General features: G+C 35.4%; 19 protein-coding genes. 5 read left to right on the forward strand and 14 right to left on the reverse strand.

The features are described from left to right. Window positions 1-88 precede the first annotated feature (88 nt). The 6 genes from Q1A60_RS15780 to Q1A60_RS15805 form a co-directional block, all read right to left on the reverse strand. Window positions 89-952, reverse strand: coding sequence for a cupin-like domain-containing protein (locus Q1A60_RS15780; protein WP_299766898.1), 864 nt, complete (start codon window positions 950-952; stop codon window positions 89-91). A gap of 94 nt (window positions 953-1,046) precedes the next feature. Beyond that, entirely contained in the window at window positions 1,047-2,138 is a 1,092-nt protein-coding gene (bioB, locus tag Q1A60_RS15785) for a biotin synthase BioB (RefSeq protein ID WP_299766900.1), read from the reverse strand. Window positions 2,139-2,214: 76 nt separating this feature from the next. Further along, window positions 2,215-3,180 (reverse strand): alpha/beta hydrolase, encoded by a 966-nt coding sequence (locus tag Q1A60_RS15790; RefSeq protein ID WP_299766902.1) that lies wholly within the window; start codon window positions 3,178-3,180, stop codon window positions 2,215-2,217. Between the two features lie 119 nt (window positions 3,181-3,299). After that, entirely contained in the window at window positions 3,300-4,727 is a 1,428-nt protein-coding gene (locus Q1A60_RS15795; RefSeq protein ID WP_299766904.1) for a flotillin family protein, read from the reverse strand. Between the two features lie 9 nt (window positions 4,728-4,736). Next, window positions 4,737-5,309 carry a hypothetical protein gene (locus Q1A60_RS15800; RefSeq protein WP_299766906.1) on the reverse strand — a complete coding sequence of 191 codons (573 nt, stop codon included), beginning with the start codon at window positions 5,307-5,309 and terminating at the stop codon, window positions 4,737-4,739. Between the two features lie 97 nt (window positions 5,310-5,406). Then, window positions 5,407-6,621, reverse strand: a complete 1,215-nt coding sequence (locus tag Q1A60_RS15805) for a beta-ketoacyl synthase N-terminal-like domain-containing protein (RefSeq protein ID WP_299766908.1) — start codon at window positions 6,619-6,621, stop codon at window positions 5,407-5,409. Window positions 6,622-6,746: 125 nt separating this feature from the next. On the opposite strand from Q1A60_RS15805, the gene Q1A60_RS15810 reads away from it, so the two are divergent. Both Q1A60_RS15810 and Q1A60_RS15815 read left to right on the forward strand, forming a co-directional pair. Further along, window positions 6,747-7,160 carry a cytochrome c oxidase assembly factor Coa1 family protein gene (locus Q1A60_RS15810; protein WP_299766910.1) on the forward strand — a complete coding sequence of 138 codons (414 nt, stop codon included), beginning with the start codon at window positions 6,747-6,749 and terminating at the stop codon, window positions 7,158-7,160. A gap of 13 nt (window positions 7,161-7,173) precedes the next feature. Then, complete coding sequence (locus Q1A60_RS15815; RefSeq protein ID WP_299766912.1) at window positions 7,174-7,635, forward strand: cytochrome c oxidase assembly factor 1 family protein; 462 nt, start codon at window positions 7,174-7,176, stop codon at window positions 7,633-7,635. Window positions 7,636-7,691: 56 nt separating this feature from the next. On the opposite strand, the gene bioA is transcribed toward Q1A60_RS15815, so the two are convergent. The 7 genes from bioA to Q1A60_RS15850 all read right to left on the reverse strand — a co-directional run bounded on the left by bioA (window position 7,692) and on the right by Q1A60_RS15850 (window position 13,761). Continuing rightward, window positions 7,692-8,957, reverse strand: coding sequence for an adenosylmethionine--8-amino-7-oxononanoate transaminase (gene bioA, locus Q1A60_RS15820; RefSeq protein ID WP_299766915.1), 1,266 nt, complete (start codon window positions 8,955-8,957; stop codon window positions 7,692-7,694). A gap of 68 nt (window positions 8,958-9,025) precedes the next feature. Further along, window positions 9,026-9,646: a dethiobiotin synthase gene (gene bioD / locus Q1A60_RS15825; RefSeq protein WP_299766917.1), complete on the reverse strand. Its 621-nt coding sequence runs from the start codon at window positions 9,644-9,646 to the stop codon at window positions 9,026-9,028. 5 nt (window positions 9,647-9,651) lie between these two features. Continuing rightward, window positions 9,652-10,056 carry a DUF2007 domain-containing protein gene (locus Q1A60_RS15830; protein WP_299766919.1) on the reverse strand — a complete coding sequence of 135 codons (405 nt, stop codon included), beginning with the start codon at window positions 10,054-10,056 and terminating at the stop codon, window positions 9,652-9,654. Window positions 10,057-10,131: 75 nt separating this feature from the next. Beyond that, window positions 10,132-11,130 (reverse strand): S41 family peptidase, encoded by a 999-nt coding sequence (locus Q1A60_RS15835; RefSeq protein WP_299766921.1) that lies wholly within the window; start codon window positions 11,128-11,130, stop codon window positions 10,132-10,134. Window positions 11,131-11,242: 112 nt separating this feature from the next. Continuing rightward, complete coding sequence (locus Q1A60_RS15840; RefSeq protein ID WP_299766925.1) at window positions 11,243-12,070, reverse strand: LytTR family DNA-binding domain-containing protein; 828 nt, start codon at window positions 12,068-12,070, stop codon at window positions 11,243-11,245. Then, a complete protein-coding gene (locus tag Q1A60_RS15845) occupies window positions 12,054-13,232 on the reverse strand; it encodes an 8-amino-7-oxononanoate synthase (protein WP_299766927.1) in 1,179 nt (392 codons plus the stop codon). The genes Q1A60_RS15840 and Q1A60_RS15845 overlap by 17 nt, the downstream gene beginning before the upstream one ends. Then, on the reverse strand, window positions 13,219-13,761 hold the full coding sequence (locus Q1A60_RS15850; RefSeq protein ID WP_299766929.1) for a hypothetical protein: 543 nt from the start codon (window positions 13,759-13,761) through the stop codon (window positions 13,219-13,221). The genes Q1A60_RS15845 and Q1A60_RS15850 overlap by 14 nt, the downstream gene beginning before the upstream one ends. A gap of 121 nt (window positions 13,762-13,882) precedes the next feature. On the opposite strand from Q1A60_RS15850, the gene Q1A60_RS15855 reads away from it, so the two are divergent. The 3 genes from Q1A60_RS15855 to Q1A60_RS15865 are packed head-to-tail and all read left to right on the forward strand — an operon-like array spanning window position 13,883 to window position 15,233. Next, window positions 13,883-14,092 carry a helix-turn-helix transcriptional regulator gene (locus Q1A60_RS15855; protein ID WP_299766932.1) on the forward strand — a complete coding sequence of 70 codons (210 nt, stop codon included), beginning with the start codon at window positions 13,883-13,885 and terminating at the stop codon, window positions 14,090-14,092. Between the two features lie 33 nt (window positions 14,093-14,125). Further along, complete coding sequence (locus Q1A60_RS15860) at window positions 14,126-14,689, forward strand: DUF2975 domain-containing protein (protein WP_299766934.1); 564 nt, start codon at window positions 14,126-14,128, stop codon at window positions 14,687-14,689. 7 nt (window positions 14,690-14,696) lie between these two features. Continuing rightward, a complete protein-coding gene (locus tag Q1A60_RS15865) occupies window positions 14,697-15,233 on the forward strand; it encodes a GNAT family N-acetyltransferase (protein WP_299766936.1) in 537 nt (178 codons plus the stop codon). A gap of 1 nt (window position 15,234) precedes the next feature. Here Q1A60_RS15865 and Q1A60_RS15870 read toward each other — a convergent pair whose 3' ends face one another. Then, window positions 15,235-15,732 carry a hypothetical protein gene (locus tag Q1A60_RS15870; RefSeq protein WP_299766938.1) on the reverse strand — a complete coding sequence of 166 codons (498 nt, stop codon included), beginning with the start codon at window positions 15,730-15,732 and terminating at the stop codon, window positions 15,235-15,237. Window positions 15,733-15,819: the final 87 nt, after the last annotated feature.

Here is a 15,819-nt window from a genome sequence, read left to right on the forward strand (position 1 = left end):
AATTTTCAGACACTTTCCTGCCTACCGACAGGCAGGCGCGAAATGACATGCTGAGGTATTATCTAGGAGTATATATACATTGGAAACATCACATCAAGCCATGTAATTTGTGTGTATCTGCAATGGCTTGTTCGTTTTTTTGATCTATCCAAGCTTGCCCTTTACGACGACGCATAAAATTATCATAAAAACGCATAATAAAGACATTATAAAGTGCATATCGAAAGTGTTTTGCTTTTCGCGGAAGCGCACGTAAACTCATACTAAATCCAGGCGTTTCATACTTCATAAAGTGCCAATATCCTTCTGGCATATATAGTGTTTCTCCATGATTGAGATGACAGATATATCCTTTTGCTTTTTTAAGTATTGGAAATTTTTCGTAGTCAGGATTATCAAAATCTATATCTTCCCTTGTAATCAGACTATAGGGTACTTTATAAAGATTTTTGGTTTCACTAGGTGGAAATAAAATGCATTGTTTCTTCCCTTCAAAGTGAAAATGTAAGATGTTTGCCCAATCTATGTCATGATGCATAAATACTTTACTATTTTCTCCTCCAAAAAAGAGCATTGGGATTTGTTTTAATAATTGCAATCCAATCTTAGGGAATTTAAAGTCATGTTTTAAAGAAGGCACCTCTTTCATAAGATTATATAAGAAAATACGATAATTGGTAGGTTCCTTTTTAAGAAGTTTGATATAATCTCCCATCTTCATTGTAGCATGCGCTTCATTAAAGCCTTCATCATGTTTAACAGGACGATCATCATACAAAGGGACTTCTTTTTCTCCAGCAATATCTTGCACATACGATAACGACCATTTTTTATATGCCGGCCAATCATCTATAAGATGTTCAATAACTACAGGCCTTTGTAATTTTACATAATTTTTTAAAAACACTGTTTTTGTAATAGTATGTACTCTCTCTATAGGTTGTAACTGCATATTTGACTTTATGAAGTTATTATTATAACATTAAAGATAAGAAAAGCCCATTTTTGTTACAAAATGGGCTTTCAAAATACGGTATAGAATGTAATTATTTGTCTTTAGCAACTAATTTTGCTGCTTCATTACGCTCTATTTTATGTTCTGGACGTGTCCATTTTGGTTTTTCACCTAGTGATTCATATTGAGAATCTGCTGCTTCTACCGTTTCTGGCTGTACTTTTTTAACAAATGGTTTCTGAGGATTTAATCCAAGTAATTCAAACATTTTCATGTCTTCTCCTACATCTGGATTAGGTGTAGTCAATAATTTATCGCCTGCAAATATTGAGTTTGCTCCCGCAAAGAAACACATTGCTTGTCCTTCTCTACTCATCTCTGTACGACCTGCCGAAAGTCTTACTTGTGTTTGCGGCATTACAATACGCGTAGTAGCAACCATACGAATCATTTCCCAAATAGAAATAGGCTCTATATCTTCCATAGGAGTCCCTGGTACGGCAACTAATGCATTAATAGGTACTGATTCTGGCTGTGGATCTAATGTTGCCAATGCAACTAACATTCCTGCGCGATCTTCTACCGCTTCTCCCATTCCAATAATCCCTCCACTACATACCGTTACATTGGTCTTACGTACATTTGAAATCGTATCTAGACGATCTTCAAAAGCACGCGTAGAGATCACATCTTTATAATAATCTTCAGAAGTATCAAGGTTATGATTGTATGCATACAATCCTGCTTCTGCAAGACGTTGCGCTTGATTTTCAGTAACCATTCCTAACGTACAGCAAACTTCCATATCGAGCTTGTTGATGGTACGCACCATTTCTAACACATTATCAAACTCAGGTCCATCTTTTACATTACGCCATGCTGCTCCCATACACACTCTAGAGCTTCCAGAAGCTTTTGCACGTAATGCTTGTGCTTTTACTTGTTGTACAGACATCAAATCATTTCCTTCTATATCTGTATGGTATCTTGCTGCTTGTGGACAATAGCCACAATCTTCAGGACAACCTCCAGTTTTTATAGAAAGTAATGTAGATACTTGTACCGTATTAGGATCGTGATGTATTCTATGCACCGTCGCTGCTTCATAAAGCAACTCCATCATAGGTTTATTATAAATAGAAAGTATTTCTTCTTTGGTCCAGTTATGTCTGATCTCACTCATATGTCAAAAATAAGAAAAAGGGCGGTTATGACTCCGCTAGTTTTCATAAATATGCTGTAAAAATTATGTTGTATGCTTACTTTTTAATTCCAAAAAAATCATCAAAAATACTATAGAATTTTTCTGGTTCTTCAAGATAAGGATTATGCGCACTGTTTTCAAACATTTCAAAACGTGCTTGCGGCATAAATAGTTTATACTGCACGGCAAATTCTGGGGTAGAAACTCCATCATATCTTCCTGCTATAATCAATGTTCTTGCAGGGATATCTTTTAACTTTCTTCTATAATCCTGACGAATCATACTCCCACTTACATCAAAATCTCCATCTGGACCTATAATTTGCGCATATACATCACCTGCCCATCCCCTATGTTTTGTAGAAGGTACGTTCTGCTTTAAACTCGTATTGTGATAATAAATATATTTTGTAGGGAAAGCACCATATACATCTTGTAAAGGTTTATCTGTAGAGAGGTATCCTAATTGTCTTAATGAATCTACTTTTACCCAACGCTCAGGAAAATGTGTTTTTGCATAATGGTTATAGCTGTCACAGTTTGCTTGCCACATGGCGCCACTATGAAATCCATTAATGAGCACCATATGCTTTACACGATCTGGATAGGCGATTGCATATCCTTGGGCAGGAACGGTTCCATAAGAATGACCAACTACCGATATTTTTTCCAAGCCTAAATGTTTGCGTATTTTTTCGATCATCTCCACATCTGCTTCTACAGAATATTCAGAGACATCTTTTGCATCGTCAGATTTTCCTCTTCCTAACCAGTCAAAGAAGACGACTTTATGGGTTTTATAATACTGTCCAAAATTCCCTTGCATATAGTCATGCGAGTTTCCGGGTCCGCCTGGTAAGAAAAAAATAGCATCTCCTTTCCCTTTTACTTCCAGATGAATATTATATCCATCTATGGTGATCGTTTGCTCTGTAAATTTTTCATAAATATTCGGATCTACTTGTGCTTGTGTTGTTATAAACGCATATATAGTAACGAGGAATACTAATCTATTTTTCATAATGGAGTTGGGTTGGATACGCTTTCGCGAAAGCGTATAAAGAATCTTATCCGTTTACTTCAAAAATAAAAAAACCCGCCTAGATAAGCGGATTTTTATACTTTTTAAAAAAGAGTTCATTATTCAGTCTCTTCATCTGCTATCTCAGCATCTTCGATAGCCGTTTCAGGTTTTGAAATATCTTTCCCTTTTAAATACTCAGGCAATTCCATTCCTGCCATATTAAACATTTCTTGTAATGGCGGCACAGCACCATACATTCCAGAAATAAAGTTTGAAGTAGACGTTTTTCCGTCTTTTCCACCACCATTTTCCCAAACGGTTACTTTATCTATCTTGATATTCTTAATAGCCTCTGCTTGTGTGGCTACTAACTCAGGAAGTTTATCGGCAATTAATAACAGTACCGCATCTTTAGAATTATTACCCGCTGCTTTTACAATCTGATCAAGACCCGCTGCTTGCTTAGTTAATACTTCATATAGTCCTTGTGCTTCAGCTTGCGCTTTGAATAAGATCGCATCTGCCTCTCCTTTTGCACGACGTCTTATTTTTTCTGCTTCAGCCTCTGCATCAATTTCTACTTTACGCTTATCGATTTCTGCAGGAACAATAACATCTGCTTCTTGAGAAGAACGTTCTCTATCTGCACGAGCAAGTTCAGCATCTTTTTCTGCTGCATATGACTCTTCTAATGCTTTTGCGCTTTGTACTTTTTCTGCAGCAATTGCCACACGCTCTGCTTCTGCTTCTCGCTGACGACGTAACGAATCTGAATTTGCTACGGCAATTTTCGCTTGGTTTTCTCCTTCTACTGCTTGTGCATTTGCAGCAGCTACTTGTGTACGTTCATCTTGCACCGCATTTGCTTCTCCAATAGATCCATCACGTGTTTTTTCTGCCACCGACTTACGTGCTGCATTAATAGCATGTGCTGCTGCTTCTTTTCCTAATGCTTCTATATATCCAGATTCATCTACAATATCTGTAATATTTACGTTGATTAATTTCAGACCTACTTTCTTTAATTCTCCTTCAACACTTTGTGAGATATTTGTCAAGAATTTATCTCTATCTGAGTTAATTTCCTCAATATCCATAGAAGCTACTACAAGACGTAATTGCCCGAAAATAATTTCCATTGCAAGTTCTTTTACATCTTCCATACGAAGTCCTAATAAACGCTCAGCTGCATTTTGCATCACACCTGGCTCTGTAGAAATACCAATCGTAAATCGAGATGGTACATTCACACGTATGTTTTGCTTACTTAAGGCGTTGATAAGATTTACCTCAATAGACATCGGTGTTAAATCAAGAAACTCATAATCTTGAAATACAGGAATGATGAAGGCGGCTCCACCATGAATACATTTGGCTGATTGCCCTCCTCCTACTTTACCATATACGACAAGGATACGATCTGAAGGACATCGCTTATAACGACGTATAATAAAAATAATAATAATAAAGATGAATACGATAGCTGCGCCAATGGCTGCAACCCCTGCTATCCCATCTGTTTGTAATAACAATAGTTTTGACATAGATTTAAATTATTTGGTTGGTGATACGATTAGAATTCCGTTTGCCGTCACTTCTTTTACTTGTACGACAGTGTTTGTTGTAATTGCCTCATTTTCATCGGTAAGCGCTTCGAGTTCCCGTAACGCTCCTTGTACCGTAATTTGTACTTTTCCTATACGAGAGCGATTTGCTCCTATCGTAAGGTATACAGATCCTATTTGACCTATAGCATTTTTCATTTGTAATGTACCGCTACTGGCCATTTTACGCATTTGATAGAGTAAGAAAGCCATCACAAACATCATAGCCAGTCCACAGACTGCAGCGAGAAGCACTACAATTCCTTTTGACATTCCTGCCTCTAAAAAAGAGATGCCACTCCATCCAAAAATGGTGAAAAAGGCAACAATATTTTTAAAGCTAAAAAACTGAAACCCGATACCTGTATCTCCTTCTATTTCTGCATCTACATCTCCTTCTATTTCTGCATCACCTCCCAGAAGGGTGGTAACCAGAACAAAAACAAAAAACACAGAAGCGATTAAAGCAATACCCCAAAAGACCTGTTCAAAACTAGAGAGCGCACTATACCATTCTTGCATAAGAAAACATTTAAAAGATTACTAAAAAATACTTTGAAAAGATAGCGACTTTATCTGCAGCAGCAAAGTACTATACTAAGGACATATAGTTTTGAGTTTATTTTGAGATTAATATGCTTACTGCATTACCTCCAAAACCAACTGCGTTTACGAGAATATTATTGAGCTTTTGGGATCTTGTTTTCTCTTCCAAGTAAGGAATGCCTACATAGATTTGATGTTGTAACATCTGTACGGCAAGTTTGAGACTTAACAGCCCACTAGCACCAAAAGTGTGACCTATCTTCCACTTATTGGTAGTCAATAAAGGTATTTTGTTACAAAAAATCTTATGAATTGCCTCAATTTCTGATTGATCTCCTTTTACAGTACCCGGTGCATGCATCACAATAGCATCGATTTCGGAAAGATTTTTACATCCTATTGCCATACGCATTGCGTCTTGAAAACAGGAACCATTTGCAGAGAGTGATACGGCATGCGTAAGTGATTCTGTAGCATACCCAATTCCTGTGATATACGCCAATGCATTTTCTTTCCTTCCTCTTTCTAAACATGCAATACCAGCTCCTTCTCCTAACACCATCCCGTTTGAAGTCTTATTCAAATCTAAAGCTTTACAGTAGTATGGTGATTTGTTATTTAAGTTATTGGAAGCTCCAGTATTGTTGGGAGAGGTCCCCTTCTTCAAGGGGATGAGCTTCATAGCGCGCATTTGCGCGATTGTAAAGGGTGTAAGTGCGGCTTCACTACCCCCTACTAAAAATTTAGAAGCCATGCCTGATTCTAGCCATGCTACTCCATTCAATACTGCATGCAATGCTGTACTACATGTGATAGAATGTGATATATCAGGACCTTTACTTTGCAAATCTTGTGCGACCCAAGAGGCTATATTCCCTAAAGTTGTTGAAGGAGAGGCGTGAGTTGATGTTGTTTTGTGCTCCTGCCTGTCGGCAGGCAGGTTTACGAAAGCGTCATAATACGATTCAAATAATTGCGTAGCACCTCTTGACGAGCCAATATTAATTCCAAAATCACCTTGCTTCCATCCAGATTGCGTTATTGCTTTACGAGCTACTGCAATAGCATATAAAACAGAGTTATCTAACCTTTTATAGTGTGTATTTTCTTCTCGTAAAGCATCAATAGTTGCGTAAGCTTCCTCTGTTAATCTAGATACAGGCGCCTGTAATGTATCATCCCAAGAAATAGCAGTCTTTGAAGTCAGATATGCATCCCATTCTTGAGTATCTGTCACTCCAAGTGGAGAAAGTGATGCGAGTCCTGTAATAGCAATAGGTGTTTTCAAGAAGAAATATTTTATGCAAAAATACGAGTTCAAAAATGCAGGAAAAACTAAAATACAAAGTTTGTTTATTGTATTTCGTAACATAACTAGATTTTGATCTACTTATTAGCAAATCACATACTTTTATGGAAGAAGAAATACGACAAAGTTGGTGGAAACGCAATTGGAAATGGGCACTCCCATCTGGCGGATGTTTAACTATTTTAATTATTATAGCTATTATAATAGGCGTTACGTTTAATTCTCTTGCTAAAAGCACCTCTATTGTTGCGTATATTAATGTGGTCACAGAGCTTCAAGGAAATACAGAGGTAGCGCAAGCACTTGGAAAACCTATAGAAATTCTAGAAGAAGGATATGATCCAGAAGTATCTAAAGATCATTTAGATGTTCAAATGCAACTGGATGGACAAAAGGCAGATGGCACTCTTATTGTGAAAGCGGATAAAATAGATGGAAAATGGGTATATTCGATGTGCACAATTACTGTAGAAGGCACAAATCAAGTAATCGATATTAAAGATGCATTAAACGACTAAAACTATAATATAAATGACTGATCAAAACGAACTTATTCAAGAAAAATCATGGTGGAAACGTAATTGGAAATGGGCCCTTCCTGTAGGCGGATGTGGTGGATGTTTGATTATTGTTATTCTATTTATAGGAGGCGTTTTTGCGGGTGTAACAACAATGTTTACGAGTTCAACTCCTTACCAAGAAGGTTTAGAAAAAGTAAATAGTAATGAGCAAGTAGTAGAACTCCTAGGAACACCTATTGAAAAAGATGGGATAATGCAAGGCAGTATTAATTTTAATAATGGTGATGGAGAGGCTGATTTTAACATACCAATCAAAGGCCCTAAAGGAGAAGGAAGGCTATACATTGTGGGGGAAAAGCGAAACGATGAATGGACTTATAGCGAAATGGAGGTACGTATTGACCAAAATAATGAAGTCATTAATCTATTAAATGAAGGGCTAGATAAACCTGAGGAAGAGGAAGATTTTTAAATTCCTGAACATATTTTAATTTAAAAACGCTGTGTAAATTACATAGCGTTTTCTTTTTAAAAAGTCTCCAACGCTTCTTTAATCGCTTTATATATTTGATCTAATTGTACATCCGTAATTACAAAAGGGGGTAATATATAAATAGTATTCCCAAGAGGCCTTAGACATATACCACGGTCCATAAAGTGTTTAAAAAGCGCATTACGCAAACTTCCATAGCGTTCCATTTCGGTATGCAATTCTAAGGCAAAAATGACACCTTTTACACGTATATTAATAGCTTTTGGGTGGGTTTTTATTGCTTTCGCGAAAGCGGAATGACGTTTATGGATATGCTGTATTTGGCTCTGAATATCTTCACTCGTTAATAAATCAATACCTGCAATAGCTGCGGCACAGGCTATAGGGTTTGCACTATAGGTATGTGCATGAAAAAAGCCTTTTGCTACTGTGTCATCAAGGAAAGCATCGTAAATTTCTTGTGTACACGTGGTCAAACTCATAGGAACTAAGCCTGCTGTAAGTGCCTTACTTAAACATATAATATCTGGGTAGGTTTCTAAATATAGAGACGCAAAATGTTTTCCTGTTTTTCCAAAACCAGTCATTACCTCATCAGCAACTGTGACAATATCATTTGCTTTACAAAGTTTTAAAATAGATTCAAGTCCTGAAGCATCATACATGTGCATACCGGCAGCTCCTTGCACCAAAGGTTCATACACAAAACCAGCACATGCATGCTTTTCTATAATGCTTTGAAGTAATTGCATTACTCCAGCAAGATTCTCTTCTGTGGGTGCCGGAATACGTTTAACGTTTAAAAAATAGTCTTCAAAAGGACCATTATACACTGAAAGATCGCTTACAGACATAGCGCCAAATGTATCTCCATGAAATCCATTTTCAAAAGCAATAAGTGTATTTCGTTTACTTCCTTTGTTATGATGGTATTGCAATGCCATTTTAATCCCTGCTTCTACTGCCGTGGATCCATTATCATTAAAAAATATCTTTTGCTGATTCTCTGGAAGGATATCAAGTACTTTTTGAGCAAGTGTGGTAGCGGGTTGATGTGTAAATCCTGTAAATACAATTTGATCTAGCGTTTTCATTTGAGCAGTTACTTGCTCAATGATATACGGATTGCAATGTCCATACATTGCCGTATACCAAGAAGCAATCCCATCTATATATGTAGTACCATCTTCAGCATAAAGCATAGCGCCTTCTGCTTTCACGATAGGCATGGGAGCACTACTGGTTTTGTGCTGTGTTAATGGATGCCAAATATGTGCTTGATCTATTTCTGAAATACTCATAAACTACCTTTAATTACCAGCGATACAAATGTAACGAATCGCTATATACATTATATCTATCTAAAGATTTATAATGCCTTAAGTTTTTCTTTAAATAAAGAAGCATATTCACTTACAACACGTTCATCAAAGTAAGGTTCTTCTTCTATACGACCTATGATAGGAACTTTAGTCATTTTTGTAATGATTGCTTCTGTAGTAGGGTGTTCTTCTCCAGAAAAAATAATACCTGCTATGGTAAGATTTCTACTCTTTAAGGCTTCAATAGTCAATAACGTATGATTAATACTTCCTAAATAATGCCTTGAAACTACAATAACCTTATCTGTAGGCTGTATTAAATCAATGATCGTATCTATATCATTAAGGGGTACTAACAACCCTCCTGCACCTTCTATAACAAGGTTATTTGATGTTTTAGGTCGTTTAATTTTTGGCATTGTGATCTTCACTCCATCTATTTCGGCTGCCGCATGAGGACTCATGGGTGTATGTAAAGCAAATGAATTATCGTGATATTGCGATATACCATTAGATACTAAATATTTAATTTTATGCGTATCACTATAATCGAGTTCTCCAGCCTGAACAGGTTTCCAATAATCGGCTTCAAGTGCTTCTGTTACGATAGCCGATGCTATTGTTTTTCCTACTTCGGTAGAAATTCCTGTTATAAAATAGGTGCTCATAGTATTTAAAAGGTGTATTTACAATTTTCGCAGCGATGTTCATATTTGGTATATAGTGGCAATACACCCGCTATAATGCTCACTATAAAAGACATGAGTGATTTGATATCTGTCACATTTGTCATATAATGTATTTTAGTACTTTGGCAATTGGGACAGACTAAAGGAATGCCTTCATCATCTAGAGAATATTCTTTTATACTATTGAGAATTTCTTTGGCTTTGACTTCATCTTGCGCATGCACTTTAAGTTTTACTCCTCCTATAGCGTTACTCACTAAAGGATCTGTATCTACGGTATGATTATCTGCAATAAAAACTTCTATTCCATCTGCTTCTAATCGTCCTTTGATAATTTGAGCTTCACTAGAGTATTGATACCTCGCAACTGTAATAAATGTATTAGACATCTTACAAAAATACCAAATGCCCCTATCTTACAGAGGCATTTGGTATTAAAAATGTCTTAAACGTTGATTAAAAAATTAAAGAAGTTCTAAGACTGTATCTAATGCTTCTTCAGACGTTGTCTTCATTGTTGGTGCTACTCCTACTTTATCTAATCTACTACCATCTGCAGTAATATAATCTTGCACAGGCATAAAGAGGTTTAGTCTTTTAGTCAGTTTAAAGTTTACCCCACTCAACATTGCTCCAGCAGTGTGTTCTCCTACTATTTCTGCAATACCTTGTTCTTTTATAAGGTATACAAAAGGCTCACAAGTACTGGCGGTATACTTATCCGTAAGCACATACACTTTTCCTTTAAATGTAGGATTATTATGCGGAGGCACTACCATTCTAAAAGCTGGTTTTTTAGCTGCTTCTCTAAATCCAGCATAGGTCATATCTTGAAGAAATGGAAAGCTAGTAATTTCCTCTTGTGTAGGATAGTGATCATTTTGCTCAAACCAAGAGCGACTTAAATACGAACCCGCGTCTATCATATTAGGAGTTATAAACTGCCCTAATATAACTGCTGCGTCTAATGTTCCTCCTCTATTCCCTCGTACATCTACAATGAGGTTTTTATAGTTCTTTTCTGACACTTCAGTTACTAATGATTTCATAAGAGGTGCATTGGATATAAACTGTCGTATCGTAAGCACAACCGTTTCTGAATCTATTTCTGATAATTCAAATGCTTTTTCTGTCACTGTTGTCTTCTTTCTTTCATTAGCTTTACCATGTTTTTCTTCAGCAGAATACGTTAAGTAAAAATGAGAGAATGTTAGTTTTTGACTGGCGTTATTAAATGCTTTTCTAAATTCAGCTTCCTCTAGAGAAAGTACCTCTTCACTTTGGATATACTCTACAAATACATCCCATTCCTTGGTTTTTAGAAAAGCAGGGTTGCATATATGAGTATCTGCTAGATTTATAATTTTACCAACTAATTCTCTTCGTTCTTGTAATGGATCAAATTGCGCATATGATTGTATAGATATGCATAAGAAACTAATGGCTATAAGTATTGTTTTCATGTTTGTTTGTTTTAAATTCTCTACAAATAGAAGAAGTTAAAACACCCTAAAAAAATGATAGTGATGAGTATGCCTTTTTTGTGCTGAGTTTGCTATTTCAGGGCTCTAATTGTTATTTCTGGGACGAATTTGAACTTCGTTTTTGTAGTGCTTCGTAGTATTTTTGGGATACGGGAATCGCTTCTGAAGTTTCTGTTAAGAATAATTCTCGCTTTCTACTATTTCCAGAAATTGTTTTTACATATGATAAATTCACTAAATAAGATCGATGTACTTGCCAGGCATCAGGCAGTTGTTTTTGAACATTAGAAAGTGTACTTCGAATCATCTTTTTTTGTAATTCTTCTTGTTCTATATAGTAGATCGCTACATAATTTTGTTGTGCTTGTGCATACACAAAATCTGACACAACAATCATCAAACTTTCTTTTTTATTTTCTCCTGTAATGGTCGTCTGTATATCTTTTTGTGTCGTAGATTCAGGTAAGGTAATTTTTCCAAATCGGTTTCTAAAATATAACCATAGAGGTCCCAAAAAAGGCATAAAAGGTAAACCATAATAAATCATAAAATAGTACCATCCTTTTAACGAGGTATTTACACTATCATTTACAATATATGTGTTATAAAAATAACACACTGTATATACTAGCAGTAAGCATACAATGATATATCCTAATTCATTTAAAACATACCAGCGATACTGCTGTTTTTTAAAAAGTGCATTTTCAATAGGATGCATCATCAAAATAGGAATCAAAAAACATAAGCCATACCCAGCAAGTTTTACTACTTTATAACTAAACTGAACCTCATCGGTATCAAAAGGCTGTAAAAAAATTAAAAGCATACTTAATCCTGCACCAACAATACTACCAATAGCTATTGTTTTTTTCCAACTTTGCGTATAGGGTATCGGACGATTAAGTGATAGACTCATGTGTAAAATTTTTCAGTAAAGATAATACGCTTTTTATTTCCTGCTGAGTATTATAACTATGCAAACATATGCGTAAGCGTTCTTGTCCTTCTGGAACAGTGGGAGATAAAATAGGTTTTACATCATAGCCTTCTTTTTTTAATTTTTGAGAAATTGTCTTTACCCTCTCATTTCCTGGTAATACTGCACAGTGTATTGCAGAGGTACTTGGAATAAAAATAGATTGCAGATCATGTATAACTATTTGTTCGTTAAAAAAATCAATATGAGACTTTAGGGTTTCTATTTCAAAAAAAGGCTTCTCTATGGAGCTTGGAGCACTCAGATATTCATAGCTTGCTAATATTGTAGCTATTGAATGTGGCGGAAGTCCCGTAGTATAGATAAATGATCTTGCAAAATTAACCAAGTACTGCTTTAATAAATCCGAACCCAGCACCGCAGCACCATGCGCTCCTAATGCTTTCCCAAATGTTATAATAGATGCAAATACTTCATTCTGCAACTCCATTTTTTGTACTAGTCCTTGTCCGAGAGTGCCTACAACACCAGTTGCGTGTGCTTCATCTACTACAAGATAGCTCTTATACGCTTTACACATTTGTGCCATAGTGACTAGATCTGGATGATCACCATCCATAGAAAATACAGATTCTGTAATCACATAGGTGTTGGTTTCTAATGACAATTCGCGTATACGTTCAAGGTTATCAATCAAATCTTTTATGTCATTATGCTTAAACTTATAGGCCTTTGCATGACTCATTACGATTCCATCACGTATACTAGCATGTATATATTCATCATATAAAATGATATCTCCTCGCTGAGGAACTGCCTGAAAAAAACCAATATTTGCATCATAACCACTATTAAATATGAGTGCGGTTTCGCTTTCATGAAAACTAGCAATAATTTCTTCTGTGAGTGGGTATAGTTTATGATTTCCTGATAGGAGACGACTTCCTGTAGCTCCATTTGTCAATATATCATGTTCTTCTAAAATTTCTATGGCTCTTCTAGAAATAGATTGTTTTCGAGATAACCCCAAATAATCATTCGATGAAAAGTCAACCAGGTCCTCTGGTTCTTTTAATACTCGTAGTGTTCCAGCAGCTTCACGCGTATTTAATTTTTTTTGAAGTTTGTTAGGAAGTTTCATTAAGTTCTTTTCTCCATTTATCCTTATCTATCCATTTATAATCATTAGGTGTTGTTGCATCTAGCAAATCAATATCTAATTCTTCTGAAAGATCAAAACCTATTATAAAGGATTCCCTATAGTCAGTATTTGTATATAATTCCCAATGCTTGTTGGTATCGTACCATAGATTGACTTCAAAAATACTATTTCCTTGTTTTACCGCTTGTTGAAATACGGATACATATTCTGGGTTTGGTATCTTTTTCCATTCTCCCAATACTAAAGGTCCAATTTCAAAAGTAGCTTTAAATTCTTTTGACAATGGTTTTATTTGTATCCCTCTTTTATAACAAAGTCCAATTCCTGTAATCAAAAAAAAGACACCCATTTCCATATAATCTCTATGTGTTTCGATATCGGTAACTTCTGGGGATTGAGAAAAATACAACCAAAATACACATGTACACGCTGTAAAACATACAGCAGCCAAAATAGTCTGCCACAAGGGTCTTATCGTATCTGCTATTATTATTTTTTCAGTTCCCATTATTCAAATATACTCGAAAATATGATTGAAAGAAATTACATTAATTATCAAAAAAGAACAATTTATTATTGTTTTTCAATAATTTTTATATATTTGTTATCGTAAAACGATAATATAACCTATGCCAATAATCATCAACTTAGATATCATGCTTGCTAAGCGCAAGATGAAAAGCAAAGACCTTGCTGAGATTGTTGGTATAACCACAGCAAACTTATCCATTCTCAAATCTGGAAAGGCAAAAGCGGTACGGTTTACCACACTAGAAGCAATCTGTAAAGCATTGGACTGCCAACCAGGCGATATTTTAGAATACATAGAAGAAGAATAGCATCATTACAATCAATCATTACATCTACATCGTATGAAAACACAACAACTCATAAGTATCCTGAAATTTATATTTTGGATCGTCTTTATTACTCTTTTAATTACAATAGGGGTATTAGTATTCAATTTTGGCTTGGGTTCTATATATCCTGAAAATGCTAGAATCATATACCTAGATCTTGATCTTTTTAAACTTCGTACAACAGACATAAGAGCATTTTGGGGGGTAGGTTCTCTATCAATCACTATATTGAGCTTACATGCTTACATCGCATACCTTGCTATAAAAATAGCAACTACAGGAAATTTAAAACATCCTTTCACAGAAGCTACAGCGGTTCTTATCTCAAAAATTAGTCAATTAGCGTTAGGCTGTGGGGTCATTTCAATTATTGCAGACCGATACTGCAAACGTTTGATAAAAAAAGGATTTGAGGCCGATTTAACTTTAGGCGGTCAACGCATCGTAGAAACATTTGAGATTGATTTTACTTTGAGTGGTAAAGAATTTTTATTTCTTGCAGCTATTCTTTTTATTATTGCAAAAGTATTCCAGAGAGGCATTGAGTTACAAATAGAAAATGATTTAACGGTTTAAAAACACCATGATTACTTACAAGAGAGCAACTTCAGATCAAGAATTACAAGAAATATTAGCGATTCAAAAGCGTAACTTAAAAGCCGTTATTTCACTTCAAGAACGAGAAGAACAAGGATACATTACAATTCCTCATACGTTTGAGATTCTTAAGAAAATGAATGATGCTTGCCCTCATATTCTCGCTATGGATGGCGATCGTGTTGCAGGATATGCCTTAGTCATGCTACGGAGTTTTAAATACGAAATGCCTATTCTAATTCCTATGTTTGAGACTGCAGATAGATTACTTAAAGGAAAAAATTATGTTGCAATGGGCCAAGTATGCATTGACAAACCCTATCGAGGTCAAGATGTTTTTAAGGGCATGTATACTTTTTACAAAGTAGCGTTAAGTGATTCTTTTGACTGCCTTTTTACGGAAGTAGCTACTTCAAATATTCGTTCTTTAGAAGCTCATAAGCGTGTTGGATTCAAAATTCTAGAAACCCAAATCACCGATGGTACCTCTTGGGAAATTGTAAATTGGGATTGGAATGAATAAATTACTTATTTAATGCCACCCAAATAGAGTTTCTAGGATCTGTCGCTGCATCTAGGAGGTCTATATCTAACTTTTCGGCTATTGATTTTCCTTCTTCTAAAGCTATTTGCAAATCATTCAAGGTTGTTATTGTATAAAAATCATTTCCTTTAATCCATAAATTAATTTGATATAGCCTTCCTTTAAAATTAAAAACAGAAATATATTCTAATTCTGGTAAAGGTTTCCAAAATCCGTACGTAAAAGGCCCAATACGATACTTCTTTTTAAACCGTTTGTTTTTTATATCAAAGTGAAAGTTTTTTGTCCTAGAAAACGATACTCCTAACATAAATGTAAAAAAACTTGCAAAAAGCCATATAATTGATAAGTCTTCATCCATAAAACCCTTAATAAATGTATACATAAAAACACCACTCATAGTAAAGTAAACAGCTGCAATTACTAATAATGTAAAAGGTCTCGAACCAGATGATATATATACTTCCTTTTCTTCCATAAAATACATAGATAGTTATACGGGATTAGTATCACACACAGATAACTCATGATATATACGCTTTCGCGAAAGCGTACTTAACCCTAA

Source organism: uncultured Dokdonia sp. (assembly GCF_947492535.1).
In the GTDB taxonomy this organism is placed as follows: domain Bacteria; phylum Bacteroidota; class Bacteroidia; order Flavobacteriales; family Flavobacteriaceae; genus Dokdonia.